The sequence below is a fragment of the Curtobacterium sp. MCBA15_007 genome (assembly GCF_001864905.1).
Taxonomy (GTDB): Bacteria; Actinomycetota; Actinomycetes; order Actinomycetales; family Microbacteriaceae; genus Curtobacterium; species Curtobacterium poinsettiae.
On the sequence record NZ_MJGM01000001.1, the window covers coordinates 141,086 to 161,759 of the forward strand.

19 protein-coding genes and 1 pseudogene are annotated in these 20,674 nt (G+C 72.5%); 9 read left to right on the forward strand and 11 right to left on the reverse strand.

What is annotated here, in order from left to right:
* Positions 1-10: 10 nt before the first annotated feature.
* The 6 genes from BIU95_RS00685 to BIU95_RS00710 all read right to left on the reverse strand — a co-directional run bounded on the left by BIU95_RS00685 (position 11) and on the right by BIU95_RS00710 (position 8,029).
* Complete coding sequence (locus BIU95_RS00685; protein WP_071249919.1) at positions 11-1,534, reverse strand: helix-turn-helix domain-containing protein; 1,524 nt, start codon at positions 1,532-1,534, stop codon at positions 11-13.
* Positions 1,531-2,625 carry a DUF917 domain-containing protein gene (locus tag BIU95_RS00690; RefSeq protein WP_083389166.1) on the reverse strand — a complete coding sequence of 365 codons (1,095 nt, stop codon included), beginning with the start codon at positions 2,623-2,625 and terminating at the stop codon, positions 1,531-1,533. Before BIU95_RS00690 ends, BIU95_RS00685 begins: the two co-directional genes overlap by 4 nt.
* A 65-nt stretch (positions 2,626-2,690) precedes the next feature.
* Entirely contained in the window at positions 2,691-3,815 is a 1,125-nt protein-coding gene (locus BIU95_RS00695; RefSeq protein WP_071249921.1) for a DUF917 domain-containing protein, read from the reverse strand.
* Complete coding sequence (locus BIU95_RS00700) at positions 3,812-4,945, reverse strand: DUF917 domain-containing protein (RefSeq protein ID WP_071249923.1); 1,134 nt, start codon at positions 4,943-4,945, stop codon at positions 3,812-3,814. The genes BIU95_RS00695 and BIU95_RS00700 overlap by 4 nt, the downstream gene beginning before the upstream one ends.
* On the reverse strand, positions 4,942-6,498 hold the full coding sequence (locus BIU95_RS00705; RefSeq protein ID WP_071249925.1) for a hydantoinase/oxoprolinase N-terminal domain-containing protein: 1,557 nt from the start codon (positions 6,496-6,498) through the stop codon (positions 4,942-4,944). The genes BIU95_RS00700 and BIU95_RS00705 overlap by 4 nt, the downstream gene beginning before the upstream one ends.
* A 142-nt stretch (positions 6,499-6,640) precedes the next feature.
* Positions 6,641-8,029 carry a cytosine permease gene (locus tag BIU95_RS00710; RefSeq protein WP_071249927.1) on the reverse strand — a complete coding sequence of 463 codons (1,389 nt, stop codon included), beginning with the start codon at positions 8,027-8,029 and terminating at the stop codon, positions 6,641-6,643.
* Between the two features lie 230 nt (positions 8,030-8,259).
* Here BIU95_RS00710 and BIU95_RS00715 point away from each other — a divergent pair, with 230 nt between their 5' ends.
* The 6 genes and pseudogenes from BIU95_RS00715 to BIU95_RS19000 form a co-directional block, all read left to right on the forward strand.
* The gene (locus BIU95_RS00715; RefSeq protein ID WP_071249929.1) at positions 8,260-8,910 is read left to right on the forward strand and encodes a hypothetical protein; all 651 of its coding nucleotides are present in this window, start codon (positions 8,260-8,262) and stop codon (positions 8,908-8,910) included.
* Between the two features lie 25 nt (positions 8,911-8,935).
* A complete protein-coding gene (locus BIU95_RS00720) occupies positions 8,936-9,127 on the forward strand; it encodes a hypothetical protein (RefSeq protein ID WP_071249931.1) in 192 nt (63 codons plus the stop codon).
* 46 nt (positions 9,128-9,173) lie between these two features.
* Entirely contained in the window at positions 9,174-9,869 is a 696-nt protein-coding gene (nucS, locus tag BIU95_RS00725; RefSeq protein WP_017887754.1) for an endonuclease NucS, read from the forward strand.
* A 101-nt stretch (positions 9,870-9,970) separates the two neighbouring features.
* Positions 9,971-10,645, forward strand: a complete 675-nt coding sequence (locus tag BIU95_RS00730) for an HAD hydrolase-like protein (protein WP_042538010.1) — start codon at positions 9,971-9,973, stop codon at positions 10,643-10,645.
* Positions 10,642-11,919 carry a CynX/NimT family MFS transporter gene (locus tag BIU95_RS00735; protein WP_071249933.1) on the forward strand — a complete coding sequence of 426 codons (1,278 nt, stop codon included), beginning with the start codon at positions 10,642-10,644 and terminating at the stop codon, positions 11,917-11,919. The genes BIU95_RS00730 and BIU95_RS00735 overlap by 4 nt, the downstream gene beginning before the upstream one ends.
* A gap of 361 nt (positions 11,920-12,280) precedes the next feature.
* Positions 12,281-12,826 (forward strand): annotated as a pseudogene (locus BIU95_RS19000) (ArnT family glycosyltransferase); the annotation flags it as partial.
* A 1,392-nt stretch (positions 12,827-14,218) separates the two neighbouring features.
* On the opposite strand, the gene BIU95_RS17640 reads toward BIU95_RS19000, so the two are convergent.
* Both BIU95_RS17640 and BIU95_RS00745 read right to left on the reverse strand, forming a co-directional pair.
* Positions 14,219-15,052 carry an SDR family oxidoreductase gene (locus BIU95_RS17640; RefSeq protein WP_082046845.1) on the reverse strand — a complete coding sequence of 278 codons (834 nt, stop codon included), beginning with the start codon at positions 15,050-15,052 and terminating at the stop codon, positions 14,219-14,221.
* 94 nt (positions 15,053-15,146) lie between these two features.
* The gene (locus BIU95_RS00745) at positions 15,147-15,788 is read right to left on the reverse strand and encodes a nucleoside/nucleotide kinase family protein (RefSeq protein ID WP_071249935.1); all 642 of its coding nucleotides are present in this window, start codon (positions 15,786-15,788) and stop codon (positions 15,147-15,149) included.
* 54 nt (positions 15,789-15,842) lie between these two features.
* Between BIU95_RS00745 and BIU95_RS00750 the strand changes: the two genes are divergently transcribed.
* From BIU95_RS00750 to BIU95_RS00760, 3 genes are all read left to right on the forward strand, one after another.
* Positions 15,843-16,211, forward strand: coding sequence for a VOC family protein (locus BIU95_RS00750; protein WP_071250378.1), 369 nt, complete (start codon positions 15,843-15,845; stop codon positions 16,209-16,211).
* A gap of 74 nt (positions 16,212-16,285) precedes the next feature.
* Positions 16,286-16,474, forward strand: a complete 189-nt coding sequence (locus tag BIU95_RS00755) for a hypothetical protein (protein ID WP_017887761.1) — start codon at positions 16,286-16,288, stop codon at positions 16,472-16,474.
* The gene (locus tag BIU95_RS00760) at positions 16,471-17,187 is read left to right on the forward strand and encodes a hypothetical protein (RefSeq protein ID WP_071249937.1); all 717 of its coding nucleotides are present in this window, start codon (positions 16,471-16,473) and stop codon (positions 17,185-17,187) included. The genes BIU95_RS00755 and BIU95_RS00760 overlap by 4 nt, the downstream gene beginning before the upstream one ends.
* Before the next feature lie 9 nt (positions 17,188-17,196).
* Here the strand turns inward: BIU95_RS00760 and BIU95_RS00765 are convergent, their stop codons facing one another.
* The 3 genes from BIU95_RS00765 to BIU95_RS00775 form a co-directional block, all read right to left on the reverse strand.
* On the reverse strand, positions 17,197-17,637 hold the full coding sequence (locus BIU95_RS00765; RefSeq protein WP_056072589.1) for an NUDIX hydrolase: 441 nt from the start codon (positions 17,635-17,637) through the stop codon (positions 17,197-17,199).
* 263 nt (positions 17,638-17,900) lie between these two features.
* Positions 17,901-19,223, reverse strand: coding sequence for a carboxylesterase family protein (locus BIU95_RS00770; protein WP_083389191.1), 1,323 nt, complete (start codon positions 19,221-19,223; stop codon positions 17,901-17,903).
* A gap of 110 nt (positions 19,224-19,333) precedes the next feature.
* The gene (locus tag BIU95_RS00775; RefSeq protein WP_017887765.1) at positions 19,334-20,632 is read right to left on the reverse strand and encodes an MFS transporter; all 1,299 of its coding nucleotides are present in this window, start codon (positions 20,630-20,632) and stop codon (positions 19,334-19,336) included.
* Between the last annotated feature and the right edge of the window lie 42 nt (positions 20,633-20,674).

Consider the following 20,674-nt stretch of genomic DNA (forward strand, 5'->3'; position numbering starts at 1 on the left):
CACCCCGCCCTCAGCCGCCGTCGCCCGCCCGCGCCCGCGTCGCCAGGTGCAGGGCGAGGCGGGTCTCGGGGTCGGACAGGTCGACCCCGAGCAGCCGCTCCACCCGCGCGATGCGGTCGGACACGGTGTTCCGGTGCACGCCGAGCACCGCGGCGGTCTCGGCGATCGACGACTCCGCGTCCAGGTAGGCGGCGAGCGTCGTCAGGAGCGCCCCGCCACCGCGTTCGAGCGGTGCGAGCAACTGCCGTGACGCCGGCAGGAACGTGTCCGTCTGCGTCCACGCGAGCAGCAGCTGCGCGAGCCCGAGCCGGTCGACGTGCACGAAGTGCCCCGACTCCGGACGGCTGGCAGCCAGGCGGGCGGCGTCGCCGGCCTCGCCGAGCGTCCGCACCAGCCCGGCAGGGCCCGCCTGCAGACTGCCGACGCCCACGTTGGTCTCCACGGTGGTGCGGAGCGTGTTCTGCGCGCGGCGCAGCCGACCCGCGATGTCGGCCACTGCCTCCCGGCCTGGTTCGTCGGGTTCCGACAGCCACAGCACCCAGCCGTCCGCCTGTTCGACGACGACCGCGTCGAGTCCCTCGGCGCGCACCGCGGCGTCGACCTGCTGGCGGAGCGCGACCAGGTCGACGCCCTGCCGCGCGACCACGCGCGCGCCGACGTGCCAGGCGTCCAGCCGCCACCCGGCGGCGATGGTCCGCTGCACGAGCTGCGGGGCGGGCGCCCCGTCGGCCGCCCGGAGTTCGTCGAGCATCGCCATCCGGTAGCGGGCGTCGCGCTCGTCGTCGAGCCGGGTGAGCAGCAGCCGGTGCCCGACGGCGACGGCGGCGACCTGCAGGGCGCTCGCGACCACCTGCTGTTCGGCGGCGATCGGGACGGACAGACCGACGGCCAGCCAGGCGCGCGGTCCGATGCCGGTGCCGACCGGGATCGCGACGAGCGTCTCGTCGACACCCTCGGCGATCAGCATGTCGCTCGTGCCGGCGCGGCGGACGAGCACGGCGCGCGCCGTGTCGTCGACGGCGGCTCCGCGGAGTGCCAGGCCCGACGCGTCGAGGAACCGCACCGGGTGGCCGAGCGACCGGTCGAGCCGGGCGAACAGGTCGTCGAGTTCGGGGCCGGCGTCGAGCGCGACGCGGGAGGCGTCGAGGGCCGCCCGGGCCGCCGGGCCCATCCCGGTGCCGATCAGTTCGTGCAGGCGGACCGAGGTCGCCCACGGGTCCGGGGTGGCGAGGACGGCGACGCCGAGCCGGTCGGCGAGCGTCGTGGTGCCGGGGCCGAGTTCCAGCGATCCGTCGACGACGAGCAGAGCGGTGCCGGTCGCGGACGCCCGACGCAGCAGCACGTCGAAGCGTGCGTCCGCACGGTCGACGGGGGTGAGCAGCACGACGACGTCGTCGCCCTGGGCGAGCGACCGGCCGACCTGGTCGGGGGTCCCCACCACCCCACGGACGCTCCGGACCGCCGTGCTGCCGGGGCCGACGAGCAGGCGGGTGCCTGCTGGCAGGAGCGGCAGCAGGTCGCCGACGGCGTTCACGCGAGCACCTCGGGCACGGCCTCGGGCACGACGTCGGCGTCGATGCCGAACGCCCGCGGTCCCATGTGCGCGGTGCGGTCGGGGTCCGCCCACCACCACGGCGCCGACGGCAGCACGAGCACCGCGAGCTCGTTGCCGACCCGCGTGCGGTCGGTCGCCACCGGCGCGAGCGAGCGCGCGTCGACGACGGTGATGACGCTCGGCGTGCTGGCGACCGGCAGGCCGTCGACCAGGCAGTGCACGTACTCGCTGCCCGCCTCGACCCGGGCGACCGCACCGGTGCCGGCGTCGCGGATCGCCAGGCTGCTGCGGACGAACGCGAGCGCGTCCCCCTCGCGCTGCACGTCGATGACCCGGCCCTGCGCGACGACCCGGCCGCCGATGAGCGCGGCGAGTTCCGCCGCGTCGCGTGCGCCGCCCGCGGCGCGTCCGATCCGGAGGGCGCGCTGCACGCTGCCGACGACGGCCCGCTCGCGCAGCAACGCCACCGGGACCGGACCGATCGCGAAGGCCGCCCAGCCGCCGCTGTGCGAGACGGCCTCGCGCCAGACCGTCTCGACGTCGTGGGGCTGCCGGGCGTCGACGACGATCCGCAGCCCGCTCGTGGTCGCCGCGGCGGCCGTGACCGTCGTGGTCGGGCCAACGAAGACCGACAGCTGGTCGATGCGCGGAACCGCGCGGCCGACCAGGTCCGCGTCCACGAGCGGCAGTCCGGCGGCGTGGGCGGTGAGGGCCGCGGCCGGTCCGGTCACGCCGCCGATCTGCGCGGCGACGACGGCGTCGGCACGGACGCCCGTCCAGCGTTCGATCGCCGCGAGCGCGGCCGGCAGCTCCTCGCCGCTCGGCATCTTCTCCTCGAGCACGTTGGTCGACCCGATGATCCCCACGGCCACCACCGAGCCGAGTGCGGGGTCGTCGAGATCGACGACCGGCACGCTGCGGTCGCCGAGCGCGAAGCGGAGTGCGCTGACCATGTGGTCGACGCGGCCGCCACCGCCGCACCCGAGCAGGGCGGTGCCGCGTCCGAAGACGGTCGCGTCGTCGGCCTGGAGGCCCGCCACACCGCCGCCCCGCCGCTCACCCTGGTCCATGGGTCCATTCTGCTGCCGTGGTCGCGTCCCGGGGCCGGGCCCCGGGGTCGGCGCGGGACCGTTCGTCAGCCGACCGCCGGGGCGGCCGGGCGGACGTGCTCGTGCAGGTCCTCGACCGGGACGAACGGCTCGTCGAGCCCGAAGCACGACGGCCCGAACACGGCGAGCGCCTCCGGGGTCCGCATCAGGTCGGGGGTCGAGATGCCGATCACCCGGACGCGCTGCCCGAACCGCAGGCGCTCGGTGGTGATCGGCTCGGCGGTCTCGGCGTCGAGGACGCAGATCAGGTCGGGCACGACGGCGACGAGCTGCCCGTCCCGCCGGGCGACCAGGTTCTCGTTCTGGAACCGGAGTTCGAGCTCGGAGCCGTCGGTCCCCTGCACGGTGGCGCGACCGCGGGCGAACCCGTCGACCGTGCGGCGCTCGACGTCGACGACCTTGCCGTCGAACAGCTCGCGCAGGTGCGTGTAGATCGTCGTGCCGAGGGCCTCGGCGAGCGCGTCGATGGGGTCGCGGTGGGCTTCACGGGCGACCCGGATGGCCCGACCGACGGCGAGTGCCAGGGAGAGCGTGCGCGGGACGGCGGTCTCCTTCACCTGGCGGCCGGACATGGCGTACTCGGCGATGTAGGCGACGCCGCCGAGCCGGATGGTGACCCCGCGGGCGAGCCACTCCATCTTCTTGTTGTCCGTGCCGGTCTCGATGATGACGCCGTGGCCGTTCTCGTCGCTGATCGCCAGCGGGCTGCCGGGGACCCCGTAGACCGAGAACGTCTCCATCTGCAGCTCGGGGAACGCACGGCCCATGCCGTCCGCGTCGACGACGGGCAGGCCACCGGTGGCACCGACGAGCAGCGGGATCATCGAGTTGATGCCACCGCACTCGATGGGCATCGTCGCGGTCGCCGTCCGGCCCAGGTGGGCTTCGAGCCGACGGAGGGCGCCGAGGGGTTCCGGTCCGGCGGGGATGCGTTCGAGCACCACGGTCGGTGCGCCCATCTGCGCGGTGGGGATGACGAGGGCGTCGTCGGGCACCTCGGACGGGTCGAGGATCGTGACAGGGCCGTGCTGTTCGATCGCGGCACGGACCAGGAGCATCCCGATGGTCGGGTCGCCTCCGCCGCCGGTGCCGAGCAGCGCGGCGCCGCGGGCCAGGTCGGGCAGGTCGTCGACGTCGAGGATCCAGCTCATCGGTTCTCTCCCGTGCTCGGTTCCCCCGCGCTCGTGGTGCCGTCGTGGCGGACCGCGGGGGTGTCGTAGCCGAAGTACCGCGGGCCGGCCAGGCGCAGGCCGTCCGGGGAGTGCCAGCGCTCGTCGGCCGGTGCCGTGACGATCCGGATGCGGGCGCCGAACCGCAGGGCCTCGGTGGTGATCGGCTCGCCGGTCTCGGCGTCCAACGTGATGATGAGGTCGGGAGCCGTGGTGCGGACCTGGCCGGCCACCTCGACCAGCAGGTGCTCGTTCTGGAACCGGAGCACCGCCTCCAGGCCGGTGTCGCTGCCGGAACCGGCGATGCGGGCTGTGCCACGGGCGAACCCGGTGACGGTCTTGCGCTCGATGTCGGCGACCTTGCCCTCGAACACGACCGTGCCGCCGAGCACCTCGGTGACCGCCGTGACGGGGTCGGCGTTCTCGCTGCGTGCGCGCACCAGCGTCTCGCCGAGCCGGACGCTCAGCGACAGGCTGCCGCGGACGAACGACTCCTTCACCTGCGCGCCGGACATGGCGTACTGCGCCGTGATCGCGGAGCAGCCCATCTCGACCGTCGCCGTGCGGGCGAGCCGTTCCGCCCACCGGTTGTCCACCGTGTCGAAGACCACGGTGTTGCCCTTCTCGTCGGCCAGGGCCATCGGTGTCGCACTGACCCCGGACAGGGTCGGCAGCACCATCTGCACCTCGGGGAACGCACGGCCCATGCCGTCGCCGTCGACCAGGGGCAGGCCGAGCTCGGCAGCGGCGACGATCGGCGTCGTCGAGTTCACGCCGCCGACCTCGATGCAGGCCAGGTGGGTCGGGGTCACGTTGAGGAACGCCGACAGGCTGCGGATGGCCTCGGCGAACTGGCCGGCGGACGGCAGCTTCTCGACCATCACCGTGGGAGCGCCGATCATCGCGACCGAGAGCACCACGGCGTCGTCGGGCAGGTCCTCGACCTGGACGATCTCGACCGGGCCGTGGGTGCGGACGGCGGCCTCGGCGAGCAGGCGGCCGATGTAGGGGTCACCGCCGCCGCCGGTGCCGAGGATCGCGGCGCCGCGGGCGAGGGCGGAGCAGTCGGCGCCGATGGCGGTGAGGAGGGGTGCTGTGGTCGTGGCGCTCATCGGACCAGCGCCCCGAGTGCCAGGTCGCCGACGGCCTTCGCGCGGATCCGCGTCGCGTTGCCCGGCAGGTACGGGATCGGGACCTCGTCGAAGTCGACGATGTCCACCGAGCCGGGGTCGGCGCCGGCCGCGATGGCGCGGTCGACGGCCTCTTGCCGGGCCTCGTCGACCACGGCGGACCGTCGGCCGTCGCTGATCGCGTAGACCTTGTCGACCTCGCCGCTGACCTGCGCGATCGCCGCACCGATGGCGTTGGCGACCGAGTAGTGCTCCGGGCGGTGCACGGTGCCGAGTCCGGGCAGGGTGTCCGGCAGCAGTACCGAACCGCCACCGACCGCCACGACGGGCAGCGGGTCGGACGAGGTGCGCATCCGCTCCACGATGTCGGCGACGCGCTCCGCGATGACGTCGAGCGCGCGGGCGGCGACCTCGGCCGGCACCCCGGCGACGAGCGACGGGTCCCCGATCGCGCCACGACCACCGCGGACGGCCACGTCGGTCGCGGTCAGGGTGGTGCCGCCGAAGACCAGGCCCTCCTCGGTCAGGCGGTACCCGACGGAGTCCGGCCCGACGACGCTGCCGTCCTCGCGGATGCGGGAGCCGCCGCCGATGCCGACGGACAGGACGTCCGGCATCCGGAAGTTCGTGCGGATGCCGGCGACGGCGACCTCGCCCGTGGCCTCGCGCGGGAAGCCCGCGGTCAGGACGCCGACGTCGCTCGTCGTGCCGCCGACGTCGACGACCGCGCAGGTGTCGAAGCCGGACAGCACCGCGGCGCCGCGCATCGAGTTGGTCGGGCCGGAGGCGAACGTCGCGACCGGGTAGCGACGGGCGTACTCGACGTCCATCAGCGTGCCGTCGTTCTGGCTCAGGAAGAGCGGTGCGTCGATGCCGCTGCCCGTGACGGACCCGGACAGCCCGTCGACGATCCGGTCGGCGAGCTCGCGGAGCGCCGCGTTGATGATCGTCGCGTTCTCGCGCTCGAGCAGCCCGATGCGACCGATCTCGGACGACAGCGAGAACGCCACGTCGGGCCCGAGCTCGGTGGCCATGATCTCCTGCGCGCGCTGCTCGAACTCGTCGTTGATCGGCGAGAACACCGACGAGATCGCGACGGACCGGATACCCGCGGCCGCGATGGCACCGGCGTGCCGCTTGAGTTCCTCGGGGTCGAGCTCCGAGATGACGCGGCCGTCGAACTCATGGCCGCCGTGGGCCAGGAACGGCTGCGCGTGCACGGCCGACACCAGGTGCGCGGGCCAGTCCGTGAACGGGGGCAGCGACGCCGTCGCCGGCAGACCCAGGCGGACCGCGGCGGTCGGGGCGAGGCCGCGTGCCTCGACCAGGGCGTTGATGAAGTGGGTGGTGCCGATCATCACGCCGTCGATGTCCGTGGGGCCGAAGGCGTGCTGCTCACGCAGGCCGTCGAGCGCGGCGACGATGCCCGAGGTGACGTCGGGGGTGGTGGACCGCTTGACCGCCGCACGGACGGAGCTGCCGTCCATCAGGACGGCGTCCGTGTTGGTGCCGCCGACGTCGATGCCGATGCGCATGGGGGTTCCCTTCGGTGGTGCGGGTGCGGTGGTGCGGGTGCGGGGTCTTCGCGAGGGGTGTTGCTGGTTGGTGGGGACCGGCCGCGCCGTCGCGCGGATCAGGGGTGCGGCGACGCGACCGGCCGTTCGGGGAGCGCCCGGGTCAGGCGGCGGGGGTGGCCGGTGCTTCGGCGACCGGGGCCTCGGTGGCGGCCGGCGCAGCCTCGGTCCGACTCACACCGACACCGCGGATCAGCCCGGCCTTGCCGGCGACCACGTAGAGCACGAAGGCGATGACCACGGAGTTGATCGACGGGATCCCGACGGCGACGAAGTACCCGATGAGCGAGGCGACCGCCCAGATCACCAGGGTGGCCGGCACCCACGTGGGCGAGGTCGCCGGGATGTTCTCGGCGTCGCTCAGCTCACGGCGCCAGCGCTTCACGACGAAGTACTCCGCCACCATGATCCCGGCGATGGGCGGGAAGACGACTCCGAGCACGGACAGGAACGGCGTCAGGGCCCCGAGGAACCCGACCGCGGCGAGCACCGAGCCGACGACGCCCATCACGAGCGTCACGAGCCCGCGGTTCACCTGCTTGCCGAACACCGCGTCGATGAAGTTCGTGACGCCGAGACTCGAGCTGTAGATGTTCCAGTCGTTGATCTTGAACGTGCCGAGCAGGATCACGAGGATGCCGACCCAGCCGACGCTCGACGTGATCACACGGGTGATGTCCGCGGAGCCGACGGCGTGGGCGAGCAGGACACCGGCCAGGCCGATGACGTACTCGCCGAGGGTCACGCCGAGCAGCGTCTGCTTCACGACGTCGCCGACCGACCGGTTGAAGCGGGTCATGTCCGGCGTGATCACCGCACCGACGATGAACCCGCCGGCCACCAGGGTGGTGCCGGCCACGAAGCTCAGCTCCGGACCGGCCGGGGCACGCGCGGCGAGCTCGGCGATCGAGTGCCGGCTCAGCTCGACGATGACCGCCCAGCCGACGAGCACCAGGAACAGCGGCACGGTCACGTTCGCCAGCCACTGCATCGAGTGGAACCCGCGCAGCACGATGGCGGTGACGAGCAGCCCGAACACGAGCGACCACGCCCAGGCGGGCAGGATCGGCAGGATCGAGACCAGCCCGGCAGCCGAGACGCCCGACTGGATGCCGAACCAGCCGATCAGGCTCAGCCCGATCGCCAGTCCGACCAGCGCCGAGCCGGCCTTGCCGAACCCGGTCCAGCGGGCGATGACCGAGGTGTTCAGGCCCTCCTTGACGCCGATGACGCCGACGAGCACCGAGACGATCTCCAGGATCACGGCGCCCAGGGTGATCGCCCAGAAGGCGTCCCAGAAGCTCATGCCGAAGCCGAGCGTCGCACCGAGCAGGAACTGGGACAGGGCCGAGATCTGCCCGAAGCGCTGCACGGCGACCTGGAACCAGCCGTAGCGTGCGGACATCGGGACCCGGCTGAGCGAGTAGTCGTCGACGGCGACCGACTCGGAACGGGGGGTTCGTGGTGCTGACACTGCGGTCTCGCTGGCCATCGTGGCTCCTCGGGGAGGGGTGTCGGCGTGGGCCGATCGGGGTGTCAGCCACGGTAGGGCGGCATCGGATTGCGGTACATGTGCAGAACGTCGTTACCGGCATGTGAATCCATGCGTGCTGCACAGGTCGATTCTCCGCGGCGAGCGCTCCAACAGGAATTGCCCCTTGCAACGGTGAAGTATCAGGTGCAGAGTTTCGCCATCGGCAACGACGCTCGACAGGAGAACCCATGAAGCTCTGCACCGTCCACCCCGTCCGCATCGCCCTGGTCGCGATCGCAGCCGCAGCGATCAGCGCCTCGGCGCTGGTCGGCAGCCCCGCCATCGCAGCGGAAGCTGATCCGGACGAGTCGACCTTCTTCTCCGCAACGGATCTCGATGAACTGGCTCCGAACGGCAGCGCAGCAATCGATCCGGCCGTCTTCCTCGAAGGGCTCGAGGAGCTCGAAGCGTCGTCCGTCCGCCGCCAGGCGGTCACCGAAGCCGGCCTCACCTCGTACCGGTACATCGTCGACGAAGGAACGCTCACGCTCCCGAGTGCCGCCGACGTCAGGGCGGCCATCGAGGAGGCAGACGAGACCGGATCGGCCGGCACGATCTCGCCGTTCCTCGAGGCTCGCTTCTCGGGGATCAAGACAGCGATCGGGTTCAACACGGTCGACCAACAGGCTCTCGCCGCGGGTGGTGGCGCAGCCGTCGGTGCCGCCATCTGTCTCATCCCGGGCGTCGGCTGGGCAGCCTGCGCCGTGATCGGTGTCGTCGTCAGCGTTGCAACCACCTACGTGTTCCAGCACGGCATCTGCAGCGGCGGGCGGAAACTGTGGTGGTACGACGTCAAGGGTGGCTCGACCGTCGGTTGCCGGTCATCGGCACCGTTCTGAGCCGAGGACGGGGAAGGACGACAGCATGCGGTCATGGCTCCTGTACATCACGATCGTCATCGCTGCCCTCGTGGCAGTCCTGCTGATCGCCAACTGGTTGCCAGCTGCTTCGTCGGGCGTGTTCGTCATCGGCACCCCCGTCATCGTGATCGGCGCTGGGCTGGGCGCGAAGTACGTGAAGGAACGACGCAAGGGCCGACGTGCGCACCAGCGATGACGAGACAGCGGCGGCGGCGAGCCCTCCGCCCGGTTAGGCTTCCGGGGTGCGTCTCGTCATCGCCCGGTGCTCCGTCGACTACGCGGGCCGGCTCTCAGCCCACCTGCCGCTCGCGACCCGCCTGCTCATGCTCAAGGCGGACGGCTCCCTGCTCGTGCACTCCGACGGCGGCAGCTACAAGCCGCTGAACTGGATGAGCCCGCCCTGCTCGATCGAGATCACCGAGCCGGACGAGGAGCAGTCGGTCGCCGGCATCACCCAGGTGTGGACGGTGACGCAGAAGAAGACGCAGGACAAGCTCATCGTCTCCCTGTACGAGGTGGTGTCCGACGAGACCCACGACCTGGGCGTCGACCCGGGCCTGGTGAAGGACGGGGTCGAGGCGCACCTGCAACAGCTCCTGGCCGAGCAGATCGAGCTCCTCGGTGACGGCCACACCCTGGTCCGCCGCGAGTACATGACGGCGATCGGGCCGGTCGACATCCTGGCCCGCGACGACGCAGGGGCGAGCGTCGCCGTCGAGATGAAGCGCAACGCCAACATCGACGCGGTCGAGCAGCTCACCCGCTACCTCGAGCTCATGAACCGCGACCCGCACCTGCGTCCGGTGCAGGGCGTGCTGGCGGCGCAGACGGTGGCACCGCAGGCACGCACCCTGGCCGAGGACCGCGGCATCCGCGTCCTCGTGCTCGACTACGACGCGATGCGCGGCATCGAGGGCGGCCACACCCGCCTGTTCTGAGCCGCGTCGGCCCGTCCGGCCTGGAGGCACGGCGCACCCCCGCCCCGCTGCCGACGGAACCCGGATGGTCGCCGCCACGTCCCGGCTAGGGTGGGCAGGACATGACCAGCCCGTTCTCCGCCATCCTGTTCGACCTCGACGGCACCATCAGCGACTCCGCGCCGGGCATCCTCGAGAGCCTGACGCACACCTTCCGCACCGTCGGCGTCCCGGTGCCGGACCGCGACACCCTGATGTCGTTCGTGGGCCCGCCGATCATGGACACGTTCCGGATCGCGATGGGCATGGACGACGAACTGGCCGACCGCACGCTGGCCGTCTACCGCGAGCACTACTTCTCGCACGGGGCGCTCGACTCGGCGATGTTCCCGGACATCGACGTCGTCCTGCGCACCCTGCACCAGGCAGGGCTGCCGATCTCGACGGCGACGAGCAAGCCGGAGACCCCGGCGACCTACATCCTCGAGCACTACGGGCTCACCGGGGACATCGACATCATCACGGGCGCGAGCGACGACGAGGTGCGGTCGAGCAAGGCCGACGTCGTCGAAGAAGCACTGCGACGCCTCGAGGCCCACGGCTTCGACACCAGCCGCCCGGTGCTGATCGGCGACCGGAAGCACGACGTCGAGGGCGCGACCGTGCACGGCGTCCCGGTCGTCTTCGCCGAGTGGGGTTACGGCTCCCCCGACGAGGCCGAGGGCACCATCGCCACGGCTGCGACCCCGCTCGACCTGCTGCCGATCCTGCTGCCGTCCGCGACGCCGTCCGCATGAACGACGTCGCACGACGGGGCCTGCGCGGCGCCGCCTGGCTGCTGCCCGCTGCCATCGTCCTCATCGCCCTGAACTTCCGCGGCCCGATCGTCGCCACGGCCCCGGTCATCGGTGACGTCCGAGCCGACCTCGGCCTGACCGCGACGATCGCCGGGCTGCTGACGACGATCCCGGTGCTCTGCTTCGCCCTCGCGACGCCGTTCGCCAGCTGGGTCATCGCGAAGGCCGACCCCGAGCGCGCGGTGTCCCTGTCGCTCGTCATCGTGCTCGCCGGCACCGTCGTGCGCTCGATGCCCTCGTCGGCGGCGCTGCTGATCGGCACCGCGGTCATCGGCATCGGCATCACGATCGGCAACGTGGTGATCCCGGTGGTCATCCGGCGGGACACCTCGCCGGAGCGCGTCGGCCTGGTCACCGGCGTCTACACGTCGGCGCTCAACGTCGGGTCGATGATCACGTCGCTCGGCACCGCTCCCCTGGCGGCCCTGTGGGGCTGGCCGGTCGCCATCGCGATCTGGGCGGTCTTCGCGCTCATCGCCGCCGCTGCCTGGACCTACGCGGTCGGTGCACGGGCCGCCTGGCGACGCCCGGGGCCGTCCGACCACGACGGACCACTGCCGATCACCGGTCCGATCGACCAGGTGCTCGACACCGGGGCGATCCGCACCGCGCGCGCCGCCGAGGCCGCACGGGTCGCCGCCGCCGAACCGATCCGGCCGGCACGACGGCTCATCACCTGGGGCCTGACGCTGGCGTTCGGCGGCCAGGCGTTCTCGTACTACGCCCTCACCGCGTGGATCCCGACCCTGCTGCACGACGAGATCGGCTTCTCGAAGGCGTCGTCGGGCGCGAGCTCGTCGGTGTTCCAGATCCTGGCCGTCGTCGGGGCGCTCGGCGTCCCGCTGCTCGCGACCCGGTGGCGTCCGGCGGCGATCATCGCCCTGGTCGGCACCCTGTGGCTGGCGATGCCGCTCGGGCTGCTATTCGCCCCGCAGCTCTGGCTGCTGTGGTCGGTGCTCGGCGGCGCGGCCCAGGGCGGCGGCATCACCGTGATCTTCATCGTCATCGTGCGGATCGTCTCCAGCGACGCCGATGCCCGCCGGATGTCCGCGTTCGTGCAGGGCGGCGGCTACCTGATCGGGTCAGCGGGGCCGCTGCTCGCCGGGGCGCTGCACGGTGCGACGGGTACCTGGACCGCACCGCTCCTCGTCGTGCTCGTCGCGGTGCTGACCCTGGGTGTCGTCGGGACGTTCGCCGCGCGACGGGTCTCCTGAGCGCGGAACCGACGGCCGTCCTGAACGCCCGCCGCCCGGCGTCCTGACCCCGAACCCGAGCGCCGGCTGAGACCCCGCTCCGGCTCGACCCCCGAGGCGCTGACCGACGGGGGCCGCACCCGCACGACCCCTCAGCGCGCGGACCGGCTTCGCGGCCAGCTGGCGGCACGGTCCCGGCCCATCGTCATCCCGGACGGCCAAGGTCCGGAGAGTGGACATCCGACGACCCGCCCGGTGGCGGGACCAGCCGCTCGCGGCACGGCTCACCCTGCTCGTGATCGCGGGCGGCATGACCGTGCTGCTCGCCTGGAACCTGGGCCGTGGTGGGGACTTCGGCTTCTACCAGGCGTCGGCGCGGTCGATGTCCGAGTCGTGGCCGGCGCTCTTCTCCGGCGCGTTCGACCCCTCGGCGACGGTGACGCTCGACAAGCTCAGCGGCTTCGCGGTGCCGCAGGCGCTGAGCCTCCGGTTGTTCGGGCACTCCACCGCAGCGCTCGCGTTCCCGCAGGTCATCGAGGGGCTCGTCACGCTGTGGGCCTGCTCCCTGGTCGGACTCCGCTGGGCCGGTGTCGGGACGGGCCTCGTCGCCGCCGCGGCAGCCGGGTCGACGCCGATCTTCGTGTCGATGTTCGCGCACCCGATGGAGGACGGCATGGTCACCGCCGCGCTGGCGGTCGCCCTGCTGTGCTGGCAGCACGCGGCACTGACCGGGCGGTGGTGGCCGCTCGTCACCGCGGGCCTGGCGGTCGGCGTCGGGTTCCAGGCGAAGATGGTGCAGGCCTGGTTCGTCCTGCCGGCGCTGCTGCTCGGCACGCTGCTGGCCTCGGCCCGGCACGACGGCCGTCCCTTCCGCTTCGGCACCCGGGTCATCCGCGCCGGAGTGCTCGGGATCGTCGCGGTCCTGGCATCGGTGTCATGGGTGACCGCGCTGGCGCTCACGCCGTCGGGTTCGCGGCCGTGGGCGGACGGCTCGACGACCGACAGTCCGCTCGCCATGGTGTTCGGGTACAACGGCATCGACCGGTTCCTGCCCGGCGCGGTGCCCGGGTCCGTCCGGTCGTTCACGGTGCCGTTCGGCCCGCACACCTGGCGCGGTGGTGCGGCCGGGTTCGGCAAGCTGCTCGAACCGCACCTGGCGTCGCAGGTGGCCTGGCTCCTGCCCGCGGCGGTGTTCGGCGTGGTGGTCGCGGCCGTGGTGCTGGTCCGACGGCGAGCGCGGAGGATCACGCCAGCGTCGACACGCACAGCCCACGACACCGCCGGCACCCCCTTCGGGCACGCGTTCGACACCCGTGCCGGAGCCGCCACCCTGGCCGTCCTGGTCGTCTGGCTCGGTACCGCGGCGCTCGTGCTGTCGGTGGCCGCGGTGCCGCACACCGCCTACGTCGCGGCGATCGGCGTCCAGCTCGCCCTGCTCGCGGCCCTCGGGTGGCGCGGTGCGGTCGGCCTGGTCCGGGCGCAGTCTCGGGTACTCCGGGCGCTCCCCGTCGTCCTCGCCGTGGCGCAGCTCGGCTGGGTGGTGTTCCTCGCCCAGGGCACCGCGATGCCACGCGTGCTCGCCGGGCCCGCGATCACCGTCGCGACGGTCGCCGTCGTCGCCGGCGTGGTGGCGCTGTGCTGGCGACCCCGCTGGGAGGCGACCCGCGGGCCGGGCTGGCACCGGGCCTCCCGGACGACCATCGCGCTCGCAGCCGGCCTCGCGCTGGTCGCCGGACCGGCCGCGTTCTCACTGCAGGCGCTCGACGCAACACGCGACGGCAGCGGCGTCGACGCATCCGTCGGGCCGTGGCCCGCGCGCTGGCCGATCCCGGCCGGCACCCCGGACGTGTTCCACGTGTCGAGCCCGGACCCGTGGGGCGGATCGACCCCGTACCCGCGTGCCCTCAGTCGGCTCGTCGCGACCGCGCGACGCCTGGAGGGGTACCGGCACGACGAACCGCTGTTCCTGACGGACACGTGGCACATCTCCGCGCCCGTGATCGACGCGACCGGGCTGCCGGTGCTGACGGACGGCGGGTTCTCGGGCACCGTGCCCGTCTTCACGACGCACGAGATCCGTCGCCGGATCGCCGACGGGCTGCGTGTGCTCGTCGTCGAGGCCCACGCGCCCCGCACCGACCCGGTCCTGCGTGCCGCGCTGGCCGGCGGCTGCCGAGCACTGTCCCACGGCACCCGGCACGCACGCCTGCCGATGCAGCCGCGCCGGGCGAACGGCATCACCTGGACCGTGTGGCACTGCGGGCTGCCCGGCCCGTCCGTCGGACCCGGAGTGCACCACGGCCACCGCGGCCACCACGCGTCAGCGGGCGGCGAGCACCTCGCGCAGGGACATCGGCGTGCGTCCCGTGATGCGTTCGACGTCGCCGGACACGTGGGCGAGCGCACCCTCGGCGATGGCCGTGTAGGTGCTCACCCAGGCGTCGGCCTGCCACGGCTCCGGGTTCCACTGCGCACGTGATGCGTACGCCTCGTCGAGGGTCTCGGGGTGGTAGCTGACCGTGCGGCCGCGGACTTCGGACACGATCGCGGCCGCCTGGGCCAGGGTGATCGCCTCGGGGCCGGTCAGCTCGTACGTCTGGTCGCGGTGCGCGTCCGGGTCGTGCAGCACAGCGGTCGCGACGCGGGCCACGTCGGCCCGGGCGACCGCCGCCATGGCGCCGTCGCCGGCCGGGCCGCGGATCACGCCGTCCTCGCCGACCAGGTCCTCGACGAAGTCCAGGTAGAAGCTGTCCCGCAGGAACGTGAACGCCATCCCGCTCTCGCGGATCGCCTGCTCCGTCGCCCAGTGGTCGCGTCCGAGCGTGAAGGTCGCGTCGGGAGCCGCACCGAGGAACGACGTGTAGACGACGTGCCGCACGCCGGCGTCGGCCGCCGCGGTGACGAAGGCCCGGTGCTGGTCGAGGCGGTCCTGGGCCTCGGCGGCGGACACCATGAGCAGCACGTCGACGCCCTGGAGCGCCGTCCGGCTCGCGTCGACGTCGGCGAAGGTCGCGACCGCGACCTCGGTGCCGGGCAGCTCCGGCGCACGCGCGGCGTCGCGCACGAGCATCCGGAACGGCACGCCGTCCGCGGCGAGCGCCGCGCTCACGGCGCCCCCGATGTTGCCGGTGGCTCCGGTGATGGCGATGGTCATGGTCGCTCCTCGTGTCGGTGTCGCGTGGTGGTGGTCCGGGTCACGTGGTGGTCGGGGTGGCCTGGTGGTCGTCGACGGTCACGTCGGTCGGCGGTCACGTCCACACCGTCCTGGAGGCCCGGATCACCGTGGGCGCGACCCTCACGGCGTTCACGCCGTCCACCTGGACCGCCCACGCGCGGGCGGCGTCGTGGTCGCGGCCGTGCCGCATGTGCCGGCCGACCAGGCGGTCGAGCCGCACCCCGTCGTCGACGGCGCAGAACCAGGTCTCGGTGAAGAGCGCGGGCAGCGCCGACCACGGAGCGGTGTCGTCGAGCAGGTAGTTGCCCTCGGACACCACGAGCCGGGTGGCGCGGGGTACCGCGATGCTGCCCGCGACGGGTTCGTCCACGCGGCGGTCGAAGTCCGGTGCCCACACCACGTCCTCGTCGGCGGCGACGAGCCGGCGGACGAGTGCGACGTAGCCGTCGGCGTCGAAGGTGTCCGCCGCACCCTTGCGGTCGTGCCGGCCGAGGGCGTCGAGCGCCGCGTTCGACAGGTGGAAGCCGTCCATCGGGACCTGCACCGCCGTGCCCGCGCCCAGGCGTTCGTCGACGGCGGTGACGATGCGGCGGGCGAGCGTGGACTTGCCGGCACCCGGTGCTCCGGCGATCCCGAGCACGGTGCGGTCGCTGCCTGCGGCCAGCTCGACCGCGCGCTCGACGGCTTGGTCGACGGTCGTGCCGGAGTCGCTCACGGCTTCATCCTCGCAGAGCGCACCGACGCCGGACCGCGGTGGTTCACTTGCCGCATGGTCGATGCGACGACGGCGTTCAGCGGGTACTCGGTGCGCGACGTGCCCGAGGCGAAGGCGTTCTACGAGGACGTCCTGGGGATCGAGGTCACCGAGGACCACGGCATGCTCTTCCTGCAGCTCGGCGGTGGACACCAGGTACTCGTCTACCCGAAGGGTCCGGGTCACGAACCGGCGGCCTTCACGGTGCTCAACTTCCCGGTGCCGGACATCGACGCCGCGGTCGACGAGCTCACCGCGAAGGGCGTCGTGTTCCTGCAGTACGAGGGGATGACCGACGACCGGGGTGTGAACCGGCAGGGCGGGCCGCTCATCGCCTGGTTCACCGACCCGTCGGGCAACGTCCTCAGCGTCATCGAAGGGTGAACATGTTGTATTCCGAAAGCTCGCGTCGGCACTGCTGATCGTCCTACCGTCCTCTCACCGACGAGAGGACGGCCATGACGAAGGTGCTGGGACGGCAGTGGACCCGCGAGGAACTCCTGGCGGAGCGGGCGCGGGTCCGCGCGGAGTGGAACCTCGACGATCGGGAGTTCGCCCCGACCGAGCAGTGGCGGGACCTGTTCACGGACGAGTACCTCACGCAGAACTGGCTCGACAGCATCTCCGCCCTGCTGGGTGAGCGATGAACGAGCAGGCCGCGTCGGCGGCGCGGCACCAGGCGACGATCGCGCAAGCGCTCCTGGACGGAGCCCTGCCCGAGCACGGTGCGTCGATCGACTACGCCCTCGACGAGCGCAGCGGAACCTTCATCATGCAGTCAGTCGCCGCGACCGGAAAGGGTACCCCGGTCCGTTTGACCGTGGGCGATGTGCACACCGCGGACCTGGCCCCGTGGATGCGGTTCCGATGGGTTGATCACCTCGATGCTCTCGTGGTCAGCGAGAGCAGGTACGCCGTTCTGCTCGCGGACGAACGGCAACCACTCGTCCGCTTCGAGTTCCAGGAGGCGTTGACGGCCACGCCCCGGTCGCACTGGCACTTGCACGCCGAGCGCGGAGCGTTCAGTTCGCTGCTCGCCCGAGCGCGCGATCACGGCTCGGGCCGACGGGATGCGGCACGGTTGTCCTCGTTGCACTTCCCGCTCGGCGGCCCGCACTTCCGGCCGAGCCTCGCCGACGTGGTCGAGTTCGTCATCGTCGAGTGCGGCGTGGACGCTCTGCCGACGTGGCGGGACGCGGTGCAGGGGTTCCGCAGCCGTTGGCGCCGCGCAGAAGCCGAGGCAACCGCTCGGCAGTTCCCGGCAGAGACCGCGCAGTCGCTCCGCAACCTCGGGTGGGGTGTCCAGCCCCCGGAACCCACCGCGGTCCCACCGCAGTTCGCGGTGCTGCGCGTGGGATGACGCCAGCGGTCAGCGGGACAGGGCACCCGCCCAGCCGAGGGCGATCGGCACGAGCAGGCCGTGGCGGTGGTGCGGGAGCTCGGCGACGGGGATCCACCGCGACTCGTCGGTCGAGCCGTCGAGCTCGTGACGCAGGGCTCCCCCGGTGATCGTCGCCCGGAACACCACCTGCACGGCCTTCATCGGGCGGCCGTTGGCGTGGATGCGGCGCTCTGCGGGGACGATGTGGTGTCGGACCCCGAGCAGGGCACCGGCCTGGGCCTCGTACCCGGTCTCCTCGCGGATCTCGCGCACGACGGCCTGCTCGACGGTCTCGTCGAACTCGACCCCGCCGCCCGGCAGCGTCCACGTGCCCGCGTCGGGCTGGCGCAGCTTCGCCAGGAGCACGCGGTCACCGTCCGTGATCACGCCGTAGGCGGCGAGCCGGGTGTCGTAGTCCGTGTACTCCATGGGCCGACCATGCCAGGTGGGTGCACCGACGTCGACCAGCCGCGCCGGGCCTCCAGGCCGTCGACCGGAGCGCTGCGGACGCTCCACCAGCCCGCTGACCGGTCACGACCCCCCGCGGTCCGCACGCCGGGCGGTCACAGACCGTCGGCCCCGCCGCCCGCAGACGACGGAACGTGACCACGCGACGCACCCCGTGCGGTGTGTCGCGACCACCCCGCGGGCCGGGAGGCGCGAGTCGCCGCCGCCACGGGCCGTGCCGCGGGTCAGCCGCGGTCGAAGGTCAGGGTCTCGTCGTCGGGCGCACGGACCTCGCCGGTGCGGGCGAAGTCGGCCCAGATCGCCCGGAAGGCCCGGCCGCGGCGCTCGACCTCGGGCCAGTCGCGCTCGGGGACGAAGCGGGTGCCGGCCCAGGCCTCGCGCCCGCCGAGCAGCAGCGGCAGGTCGCTCATGTGCACGGCTCCGGTCGGGGCGCTCGTCACCCCGCGGTGCAGTCGGTACGAGGTCGCGCGGCCACCCGCACGTCGGTGCCGCTCGGTGAACCGTCGGGCATCGCGCCCGTAGATGACGTCGGACAGCGGGCGCACGACCCACCACCGCAGGGCCGACCGCAGCACGCGCGACCGGGTCACCCGGCGCAGCCCGGGCACGAGCGGCACGTACATGCCGGCCTCGTCCGAGCCGGACCCGATCAGCACGTCGACGTCGGGTGCGACGCGGCTCCACGCGGCGTCCAGGTCACGCTCGGCGGGCAGCGGGGCGAACCCGTACTGGGTGCCGAAGGGCATGCCGGCGGCCAGACCGTAGGGTGCGGCGGCCCGGGTGCCGAGCGCCTGGCGGTCGAGCAGGTCGTCGAGCGGGGTGTCGGCGTGCACGCTGCCCACCGCCCGGACCATCGCCCGGTTCATCCGCGCACGACGACGGGACAGCCCGAGCGGTGCGCTCTGGATGATCGCGCGGCGGAACAGCCCCTCGGCGCCGGCGCTGATCATCAGGTGCGCGGCCGCGTCCCCGCCGGCCGACTGCCCGAAGACGGTGACCAGCTCGGGGTCGCCGCCGAACGAAGCGATGTTCGCGCGCACCCAGCGCAGCGACTCGACCAGGTCGAGCAGCCCGAGGTTCGCCGGGATCGTGTCACCGTCGCCGAGGAACCCGAGGACGCCGAGCCGGAACGTGACCGACACCACGATCACGCGCTGCTCGGTCACCAGGTCGCGGGCGTCGTAGATCGGCAGGTCACCGCCGCCGATGACGTACGAGCCGCCGTGGATCCAGACCATCACCGGCAGCTGCTCGCCCGGAAGGACGTCGGCGGGCAGCGTGATGGAGAGCCGTTGGCAGTGCTCGTCGACCTCGATGCCCTGGATCGGGTTGAGCAGCAGGTCGACGAACTCCTCGTGCGGCTGCGGCGCGACCGGCGACGGGGTGGACGCGTGCAGCTCGCCCTCGACCGGTGGCATCGGCTGCGGCGGGGCGAACCGTTCGGCCTGCGCGTACGGGATCCCGAGCACCCGCACCACGTCCCCGTCGACCGTCCCGATGATGCGGCCGGCGGGGGTGTCGAACGGGGCTGGGGCGGCGGCGAGCATGGGGATCACGCTATCGGGGGCCGCTGACGCAACCAGGCAGACGGACGGGAGGCCCGTGGCGGCGTCGCCACGGGCCTCCAGTCCGTCTTCTGGTCGCGTTGCGACGGGCGCTACCGCACCCGCTTGATGGGGATCACGACGAGTGCGCCGATGAGGGCGATCGCACCGGCGGCCCAGCACATGAGCTCGTAGTTGTCGGCTGCTCCGTCGGACCCGACCTTCAGGAAGAACAGGGCGATCGCCGGAGCGAGCGACTGCGGCAACGCGTTCGCGATGTTGATGACACCGAGGTCCTTGCCGGGCCGGTCGGCGTTCGGCAGCACGTCGACGACGAGCGCCGTGTCGATGGCCGAGTAGATGCCGTAGGCGAAGCCCATGATGATCTCGGCGACGTAGAAGCCGGTGACCGTGTCGGCGTGTGCGAGCGCGACGAGCCCCACCGCGAACATGGCCGTCGATCCACCGACGAACACCTTGCGCCGACCGAGCTTGTCCGAGGCCCAGCCGGACAGCGCCGCGCTGATCAGCAGCGCGATCGTGTAGAGCAGGACACCGAAGGCGACGGCGGCCGTGGCGTCCTTCGGCTTCTCGATGCCGATGTGCTCCTGCATGTAGAGCAGGCGGTACGTCGTGAACATGAACGTCGCCAGGATGATGAGGAAGCGCGACCACCAGGCGAACGCGAAGTCCGGGTTCTTGACCGGGTTCGTCCAGAACGACGCGACGAGGTTCAGGAACGTGAACTTCTTGAGCGTGTAGGTCGGCAGGTCGTCGCGGGCCACCACGGCGTACACGGCCACCAGGATGATCGCCAGGATGCCCGGCGCGATGAACAGCACGGGCAGGTTCGCCACGAAGAAGACCGACAGGTACGTGCCGGCGAGCACGGCGATGTTCTGCGCCAGCGCGATGATGCTCGAGGACCGGCCACGCTGCAGCTGCGGCACGTTGTCGGCGAAGCTCGCGAGCAGGGTGGCGAGGGTGGCGTTCGCGGCGAGCTGGGCGAGCAGCCAGGCCAGCGTCAGGTTGAGGACGTCCGGCGAGTAGGCGATCCAGGCGAGGGCGATCGCGAAGACGACGACACCGCTGAGCAGCCAGGGGCGACGACGGCCCCAGCGCGTGCGGGTGCGGTCGGACAGGGCGCCAGCCAGGGGGTTCATGATGAGCGCACCGAACGCGCCGATCGGCAGCACCGAACCGATGACGTTCGCGGCGTCGTCGCCGACCAGGGCCTGCGCCTTGAGCTGCATGCTCACGTAGACGGGGGCCATGAGCGCGACGAAGAGGCCGAACTGCCCGAGGAACAGGGCGATCTGGTAGCCGATGCCCACCTTCACCGTGCTGACGGGCTGGGTGATGCCCTCTTCCGGGTTGAGCAGTGCCGGGCTGCCGGGTTCGGGTGTGCTCATGACGCCTCCTTGAGTCGATGAAAACCTTGCCTGGCAAGGTTT

Bases quoted from the DNA above. Each gene is read 5' to 3' on its own strand.
- BIU95_RS00760 (WP_071249937.1), top strand. From the start codon at position 16,471: ATGAACGAGCAGGCCGCGTCGGCGGCGCGGCACCAGGCGACGATCGCG.
- BIU95_RS00715 (WP_071249929.1), top strand. From the start codon at position 8,260: ATGAAGCTCTGCACCGTCCACCCCGTCCGCATCGCCCTGGTCGCGATC.
- BIU95_RS00755 (WP_017887761.1), top strand. From the start codon at position 16,286: ATGACGAAGGTGCTGGGACGGCAGTGGACCCGCGAGGAACTCCTGGCG.
- BIU95_RS00705 (WP_071249925.1), bottom strand. From the start codon at position 6,498: ATGCGCATCGGCATCGACGTCGGCGGCACCAACACGGACGCCGTCCTG.
- BIU95_RS00770 (WP_083389191.1), bottom strand. From the start codon at position 19,223: ATGCTCGCCGCCGCCCCAGCCCCGTTCGACACCCCCGCCGGCCGCATC.
- BIU95_RS00730 (WP_042538010.1), top strand. From the start codon at position 9,971: ATGACCAGCCCGTTCTCCGCCATCCTGTTCGACCTCGACGGCACCATC.
- BIU95_RS17640 (WP_082046845.1), bottom strand. From the start codon at position 15,052: ATGACCATCGCCATCACCGGAGCCACCGGCAACATCGGGGGCGCCGTG.
- BIU95_RS00720 (WP_071249931.1), top strand. From the start codon at position 8,936: ATGCGGTCATGGCTCCTGTACATCACGATCGTCATCGCTGCCCTCGTG.
- BIU95_RS00710 (WP_071249927.1), bottom strand. From the start codon at position 8,029: ATGGCCAGCGAGACCGCAGTGTCAGCACCACGAACCCCCCGTTCCGAG.
- BIU95_RS00750 (WP_071250378.1), top strand. From the start codon at position 15,843: ATGGTCGATGCGACGACGGCGTTCAGCGGGTACTCGGTGCGCGACGTG.
- BIU95_RS00735 (WP_071249933.1), top strand. From the start codon at position 10,642: ATGAACGACGTCGCACGACGGGGCCTGCGCGGCGCCGCCTGGCTGCTG.
- BIU95_RS00775 (WP_017887765.1), bottom strand. From the start codon at position 20,632: ATGAGCACACCCGAACCCGGCAGCCCGGCACTGCTCAACCCGGAAGAG.
- BIU95_RS00690 (WP_083389166.1), bottom strand. From the start codon at position 2,625: ATGGACCAGGGTGAGCGGCGGGGCGGCGGTGTGGCGGGCCTCCAGGCC.
- BIU95_RS00700 (WP_071249923.1), bottom strand. From the start codon at position 4,945: ATGAGCGCCACGACCACAGCACCCCTCCTCACCGCCATCGGCGCCGAC.
- BIU95_RS00765 (WP_056072589.1), bottom strand. From the start codon at position 17,637: ATGGAGTACACGGACTACGACACCCGGCTCGCCGCCTACGGCGTGATC.
- BIU95_RS00695 (WP_071249921.1), bottom strand. From the start codon at position 3,815: ATGAGCTGGATCCTCGACGTCGACGACCTGCCCGACCTGGCCCGCGGC.